The organism is Azovibrio sp. (assembly GCF_049658005.1).
Taxonomy (GTDB): Bacteria; Pseudomonadota; Gammaproteobacteria; order Burkholderiales; family Rhodocyclaceae; genus Azovibrio.
The window spans coordinates 1-6961 of record NZ_JBASOH010000116.1; the positions used below are offsets into that span (position 1 = coordinate 1).

5 protein-coding genes and 1 pseudogene are annotated in these 6961 nt (G+C 62.7%); 2 read left to right on the forward strand and 4 right to left on the reverse strand.

The window, feature by feature from the left end:
* Nucleotides 1–30: 30 nt before the first annotated feature.
* Nucleotides 31–489 carry a putative toxin-antitoxin system toxin component, PIN family gene (locus tag WBH99_RS10640; protein WP_424220067.1) on the reverse strand — a complete coding sequence of 153 codons (459 nt, stop codon included), beginning with the start codon at nt 487–489 and terminating at the stop codon, nt 31–33.
* 313 nt (nt 490–802) lie between these two features.
* Between WBH99_RS10640 and WBH99_RS10645 the strand changes: the two genes are divergently transcribed.
* Entirely contained in the window at nt 803–1150 is a 348-nt protein-coding gene (locus WBH99_RS10645) for a type II toxin-antitoxin system PemK/MazF family toxin (RefSeq protein ID WP_424220068.1), read from the forward strand.
* Nucleotides 1151–1219: 69 nt separating this feature from the next.
* Here the strand turns inward: WBH99_RS10645 and ovoA are convergent, their stop codons facing one another.
* The 3 genes from ovoA to WBH99_RS10660 form a co-directional block, all read right to left on the reverse strand.
* Nucleotides 1220–3325 (reverse strand): 5-histidylcysteine sulfoxide synthase, encoded by a 2106-nt coding sequence (gene ovoA / locus WBH99_RS10650; RefSeq protein WP_424220069.1) that lies wholly within the window; start codon nt 3323–3325, stop codon nt 1220–1222.
* A gap of 885 nt (nt 3326–4210) precedes the next feature.
* Nucleotides 4211–5167 carry an antitoxin gene (locus WBH99_RS10655; RefSeq protein WP_424220070.1) on the reverse strand — a complete coding sequence of 319 codons (957 nt, stop codon included), beginning with the start codon at nt 5165–5167 and terminating at the stop codon, nt 4211–4213.
* Nucleotides 5167–6246 (reverse strand): type IV toxin-antitoxin system AbiEi family antitoxin, encoded by a 1080-nt coding sequence (locus tag WBH99_RS10660; RefSeq protein WP_424220071.1) that lies wholly within the window; start codon nt 6244–6246, stop codon nt 5167–5169. The genes WBH99_RS10655 and WBH99_RS10660 overlap by 1 nt, the downstream gene beginning before the upstream one ends.
* A gap of 425 nt (nt 6247–6671) precedes the next feature.
* Here WBH99_RS10660 and WBH99_RS10665 point away from each other — a divergent pair.
* Nucleotides 6672–6866 (forward strand): annotated as a pseudogene (locus tag WBH99_RS10665) (DNA repair protein RadC); the annotation flags it as partial.
* Nucleotides 6867–6961: the final 95 nt, after the last annotated feature.

A 6961-nucleotide genomic window follows, 5' to 3' on the forward strand; every position in this document is an offset into this window, starting at 1 on the left:
GGGGCAATTCAGGGGCAATTCAGGGGCAATTCAGGGGAAAATGGCGGTCGGCCCCTGCCGTTCTAGGCGCTCGATGGCCTCGTCCGGGCGAAGGATTGCAAAAGAGAGGGGCAGCAGGCTGCGGCGCAGCTTCAGGACCAGCTTATCCTTGCTCAGCAGCCAGTCGGCCCGGCCCCGGGCTGCCAGTTCGATGAAACGCTGATCGTCCTGATCCCGGCACTGAGGCAGCGGCGCCGGCCAGCCGCTGCCGGGCACCGCTTCGGCCCGGGCGGCGTAGTCCTGCCACAGGCGGGCGGCCCCCGTTTCGTCCATCTTCAGTTTGGGGTAGGCCAGCACCCGGCGCAGCTCCTCCAGGCAGCCGGCATCCGTGAGGCAACGGATGCGGCCCTGTTCCAGGGCTTGCGCCAGGGGGCCGGTGGAAGGGTCGCGGAAGCGAAAGATGTCGATCACCACATTGGTGTCGAGCACGAGGCGCAGCGGTGGGGGCATGGTGCGGGGCAGGGCGGACCGTCGTCCAGGGCGGCACAGCATCGCGGAGGGCGTCGGCCCTGTCAAGGGAGTGGCGGTCGGGGTGGTCCGGGGTGGCCAGCAAAAACGGGTTTCCGGCTTCTCCGGTGGACGGCAGGGATTGTGTGCCTGGAACTGTCCTGAATCCAGAATGGCATTGGCCCGCCATCGCTCGAAGGTGTAGAGCCGGCCATCTCGATATACCCGCCTGACCCGGCGCGCGGCAAGCCCCGCCGTTCAAGCGGGGAAGGATAGCCTTGGAATTGAGACTCTCCGTGAATGCGTTGGTAACGCGGTGGTCGTCGAAGTGGTTCAGGATGTAGTCCTGCTAGTTCCGAAAGGCGGTTTTCACCGTCGAGAGCTGAAAGGTCCGCACTTCGGCCTTGTCCTGAGCGGCAAGGTCTTCAACCAGCAAGGGCTGGCGATGATCTGCCCGATTTCGCAGGGCGCTGCTGCCGCGGCTCGTACCTACGGGACGGTGGTCACGCTGATGGGGGCTGGCACCGACACCCAGGGTGCAGTGCACTGCCATCAATTGAAGTCACTGGACTGGCGGGCGCGGAACGTGCGGCTCAAGGAAACGGTGCCGCAGTCCATCGTCGATGAAGCCTTGGCCCGCATCGAAGCCATTCTGCTTGAGTAGAAAACCCTGTCGGGCGAAACAGACTATGTATGGGCCGGTGCGGGTCAATGGAATCCGGATAGCCGTAAACTACCGGCGTTCCCATACCGTCACCTCCGATATGGAGTGCTGGAATTTGCGCCGGGTCTCGCGGATCACGAAGGGCACATCGAGCGGCGCCTGCAGTAGTCTGAAGTGGGGGGCGAGCAGGGTTTTCAGGGCATCCAGGGTGGTGAGGTTTTCGCCATCCTGCTTGAAGCCGCCCAGCCATTCTTCCCGGGGGGTGTGTTCGGTCAGCCAGGTGTAGGGGGAGGCCAGCACCAATAGGCCGCCAGGGTTGAGGCGTTCGTGAATCTGGGTGAGCAGCTTTCTCGGGCTGTAGAGCCGGTCGATGAGGTTGGCGGCGAGGATCAGGTCGTAGCCAGCAAAGAGGGGCTTCAGGTTGCAGGCGTCGCCCTGGAGGAATTGCACCTTGTGACACACCTCGGCCAGGCCCAGCTCGTCCAGGCGGCGTTCCTTGAAGCTTACCAGCTCCCCTTCTTCGGTCAGGGTGTAGCGCAGGCTGCCCTGTTCGGCCAGTTGCACCCCGAGCTGGATGAAGCGGGCAGAGAAGTCGATGCCGGTCACGGCGTCGAAATGACGGGCCAGTTCAAAGCTGGCCCGGCCCGTGGCGCAGCCCAGGTCGAGGGCCTTTTGCGCCGGGCGCTCGCCCAGCGCCTCGATCGCCAGCCGGGCCATGGCCTGGGGAAAGTTGGGGACGCCGAAATAGGTGTCGCCGTAATGGAACTCCGCGTATTCGGAGACCTGCTTGTCGGTTTCGTAGTGGGGAACCGCCTGGCGGATCGGCGCCTCACCCACCACATAGCGAAAGCCCGCGTGCTGGAAAAAGTGGCGGCGAAAGGCATAGCGGGAAGAATGGCGGGCTTCGTTGCCGCAGGCAATCCAGGAGCCGCCCTTGATCAGGTTGTGGCGGTCGTCATAGGTGGGGGTGGTGAAGTCGTCATACCAGGGATGAACCTGAAAGCCATCGAAGGGGTAGATCGGGGTTTCCGTCCACTGCCAGACATTGCCACAGACATCATACAGGGGGCCCTGGGGGAACTCGGTGACCGGGCAGGAGGAGGCGTAGTGGTCCAGGTGCAGGTTGGCGGCGGCGGGGGCGGCGCCTACTTCTTCCACCCCGGCAAAGGCCAGCAGCCGGTACCACTCGTCTTCCGTGGGCAGCCGCACGGCCTGGCCGCTCTGCTCCGCCTGCCAGCGGCAGAAGGCCCGGGCTTCCAGGCAGTTGGTTTCCACCGGCCAGTCCCAGGCCATGGGAATTTCTTCGGCCAGGAGACGCAGACGCCAGCCGGCGGGGTGCTGCACCCAGAAGGTGGGGTGGGTCGCCTGGGCGAAGTTGCGCCAGGCCAGGCCTTCTTCATCCCAGTAGCGGTCGGTACTGTAGCCGCCAGCTTCGACGAAGGCCAGGAACTCGCCGTTGGAGACCAGCTGGCGGCTGGCCTGGAAGGCCGGCACGGCGGCTTCATGGCGGCCGTATTCGTTGTCCCAGCCGTAATAGGGGTCGCTCAGGGGCTTGCCGAGGCAAACGCGGCCGGCGGGAATCTGCACCAGGGGGTTGGCCGGGGTGGGGCCGCCATGACGGCAGGGCGCCCAGTCCGGCAGGGGTTGCACATGGTGCAGGGCGTGCTGGCGCATCAATACCGAGGAGGTTTCCAGGTGGATGCGCTCGTGCTCGATGCCCATCAGGATCGCCCACCAGGGGTTGTTCCAGTCCAGGGGCAAGGTAAGGGGCGCGTGGCGGATGATTCCGTCCAGGGTCGTGCGCACTTCGTCCCGGTAGGCCTGGACCTGGGCCACCGTGGGCCAGTCGTAATGGGCTTCGTCAAGGTCGTCCCAGCTCATTTCATCGACGCCGATGGCAAACATGGATTCAAGGCGGGGGTCGATCCGCGCCTGCACCAGCCCGGCCAGGGTGAGCTTGTTGATGAAGAAGGTGGCCGTGTGGCCGAAGTAGAAGATCAGCGGGTGGCGCAGCGAGATCGGCCGCTCGTAGTAGGCCGCATCGCCGGTCAGGTGGCCAAACAGGGCTTCATAGCGGTCGAAGGTGGTGTGGAAATAAGCGAGGATTTCACGACGCAGGGCTTCGGCATCCTGCTGGTCAAGGCAGGGGGTGCGGGGAAAAAACGGCGGGGGCATGAGCTCTCCTGTGGGCCGGACCGGGGGCCGTAGCATTGCCGCAGAGGGGTACGGGTGTCAAGAGGCTGTAATCTGCCCTGTTCGAGAGGACGCGCCGGTTCCAGGCCGCTACATGCCGGCCTTGCATGAGCCGCTTGCATTGATGAGTCCGGGCCTTTGCACGCGAACATCCGATCGGGGTCATTCCCAGGAAACGGGTGCGCAGCTCATCATCCCGGGCGCTTCCCGACAAATTCCGCAGTGTGGCGCCAACCGGCCCGGCGCGGCTTGATCGCGCCGCCTCCAGCGACCGGACATGGGCGCCTTGCCCATGAAGTGTCTGCCAAAGCCTGAACGACTGCGCTGGGTACGCTCTTCGGGCACTGGCTGCCATGCCTGGTTGGCCGGGTTTTCTCCAGTAGCTTCTCGTAAAGTTGCTGTAACTTGCCGGCCCTGCAGGGATTTTTTCAGTTGTCCCCAAAACCTGTGGATAACTATGGGGATAGAGGCTGGGTGAAATCCCTAAATGCTTTGCCCGTAAGGCTTTTTCTTGCCTTGCCTAAAAAAGCGGCTCTATAAAAACTCAATGAAAACAATGGGTTGATTTGTGCTCCTGGTTGTCAAGCGGGGGCGGCGTTTTGGGGTGGTGAAAGCCGGCATTCTGTGCATAAGTCAAGCGGGTGAGGCGACGTATGCGCTCGGGCCGGGCCAAGGCCCGGTGGTCTGCGATGTCATTGCCGACATACCCGTGCAGGGGCAGGTCAGCGGCTTCAGGCCAGATGCATCGAGCGCCGGGCTTCGAGGCAGAGCTGGGGCTGGAGTTTCCTGCCGTCTTGCCGCGGGCCGCTGACTCGATGCCGGAAAGTGCGGCCAAGGTCCCCGCCGGCTGCTAGAATTCCCCCCCTTTTATTCCCGCCCCTTTTGCCGCCCTTTTTTTGCGCCGGCCGCGGTCGCCTGGAAAAGTTCTTTTTCGATCCGAGCAAGGAGTTGTTCAATCACATCGCAGGCCTGCCGCTGCCGCAACGTCCTCGCCTCACGCTGCTCTGGGTCGTCGCCTTCGCCCAGCTCGAACCTGGCAACCGACACCGGACCGTCCTTGCGATAGCCCTCGGCTTTCTCGTCGCTTGCGAAGCGGCTGCGCAGGATCGCCAGCGAGGCCTCGACGACGGCACTGTGCTTGCCAGTGCGCTCCTTGTGGAAAGCCGCAGCAACGGCGTCCAGTCCTTCGGCTGCGTGTTCAATGCAATAGATCAGATCGTGTGCGTCCTTGCGTTCAAAGCGCTGATCGAAGGCGAACGACTTCAGGCAGGTAAAACTGACCAGGTTGGCATGCTTGATGTGTTCCGTCGCGATTCCGTTGCCGCCGAGGAGTTCAGCCTGAATCTCGGTGACTTGGTGAAGGTCAAAAACAATGGACGAATACGGGATATTCAGTGCAGAGATCGTGCCTTCGGTCGGCAATGGCTGCACCTTGCCACCAGCGATGTCCGGTGCATCCGCCAGCAGTTCCAGTACCATCAAAGCGCCATGTTCAGTGCGGGTCTGCCAACGCCAGGAAAGCTTTGTACCGGCGCTGTTCTCGGCCCGCTCGAATCCCATCTTCTTGAGGTTGTCTTCGAGTGTGTGATATGCCTCGGTATCAGCCAGGATTTGCAGGTCGATCACGATGTCCACGTCCAGAGTGCCTGCGTGCGCTGGCACTACCGGAGGCCGTGCGGAAACGAGATATCGCGGCGTGAGTCCCCCGATCAGGTAAACCGACTCTTTCCAAGGTCCGAGTCCGCGCAGCAGCGTCACGAGGACGCGTTCGCAGTCCACCGTGTACTGGTCGCTGTAGCCATCGAACGTTGCGGGTTTTGCCATCAGAATCCAATCCTTTCCTTGCGCAAGTGCTCGGCCAATTCCTTGGCACGGCCCTCACCGCGCAAGAGGTCGAGATAGACCTGGACCGGACTAGCCAACCAAACGCCACCAACGTTTTGCCGGAACAGCAGTTCCCCCGCCGACTTCGTCTCGATGACCGCGAGGTTCGCCCCTTCATTGACGACACGCGCACCCAGCTCAGCCATTGCCGTCTCGGCACTTGTGCTGGGTAGCAGTCGAACTCGCACCTGAGAAATGCCGGACAAGAAGGGGGCATAGCGCTGTGCAGCGGCTTCGTAGCTCACCGCGTAAGCGACCTGATGCGCATCGAACATCTGGCCGAGCCGTTCGATCAGGGCATCAGATTTCAATCCAGGCACGAAATACCGGCGCAGCACTGGCGCGCGCTGCGTGGCGAGCTGCTTCGCCCAAGCATCGAGCAACGCACTTGGTTCGCGCAGGTGCCGCTCCTTGCTCGGCCCCTGTCCTCGCGACACCAACCAGTCGAACCGCTCCAGTTCGCTTAGTACGTCCGAGGCCGTGGATGGCGCTACCTGCGCCCGTTCGGCCACTTCGGTAACACCAAACCATTCCTCGTGATTGACCAGGAGCGCGTACAAAACCTGGGCGCGTCGCCCGGAGAAGAGCGACCGCACCGACTTTTCTAACGTCTTCGGAGCCGGCTTGTCGATGTAGATGTAGGCGCCAGCGGCCGGCAGGAACAAGCTTCCGCCGCTATCGAAGTAGCCAATGCGCTCGGCTCTGAGCAATTCTTTCGCCCCTGGTGAGAGCGACTCGGCGATCAGCAGATGTTGCACATCGGCGTAGTAACCATGCTGCAGCGACTTCAACTGCCATAACGCCTGGCGCACGTCTCGGGGATAGACGGACTTCTTTGCCTCAACCAGCAAGACAATCGATTTGCCGGCGACGTGCAGATCAATCTTCGCGTCGATGCGCCCCACGGCTTGAACAGCAGGTTCCGATCGAGCCAACTCGGCGTGCACGTCCGGCAACTCCCGGAGTGTCTCCAAGAGTTGTTCGATCAGAGCTTGTTCCACGAGGGTCGATTCGGTCATGACGGCCGTTATTTCCTGTTCAGCGAATAAGCGCATTATACCGAATATTCGGCATAAACGCCATATTCGCTGCACAGCGAATTCCCTTCCGGGTAACCTGGATGCGACGGTCGTCCCGGCGTTCCGCCGTCGGGCTCGCGGGCGTTGCCCCATGCCTCGTGCCGAGTCATGGCCATGCGGCTTTGATCCCTGACGCCTCCGGCCCTGCGGGCCTGCGCGCTGCGCTTGCCTATTCGTCGTCTCTGCGGGCGGGGTGTGGGCGGTCTTGCTGTTCCCTTCACCGTATCACGGCGTTCTCGCCGTCAAGGGCTGCGCGCGCCTTGCGCGCTTGCGTCCTGGCGGCCGTCGCTGACCCCTGACTGCTTGCGCTGCGCCGTGCTGGTGACGGTTCCGGGCAATTCCGCCCGAGCAACCGGAGCACGATCATGCCGCAACTTTCTCTGTCTCTCGATTCCTCGCTGCTGGTGCGTGACGACCAGGGGCGTTATCTGCCGGCGACTGCCGACCAAATTCTGGAAGCTGCACGGTACGTCATCGGCCAGAAGATTCCACGCGGAGCGCTGTTCACTTCGCCGGCGCTGGTCAAGGATTACCTGCGTACCAAGCTGGCCAGTTTCGAGTGTGCCGGCTCGGATTGTCTGGACACGGTTTTGCAACTCAGGCCGCCTTTCCAATGGCATGAGCCTGACGGGCTTCGAGGGGTGACATGAAGCCC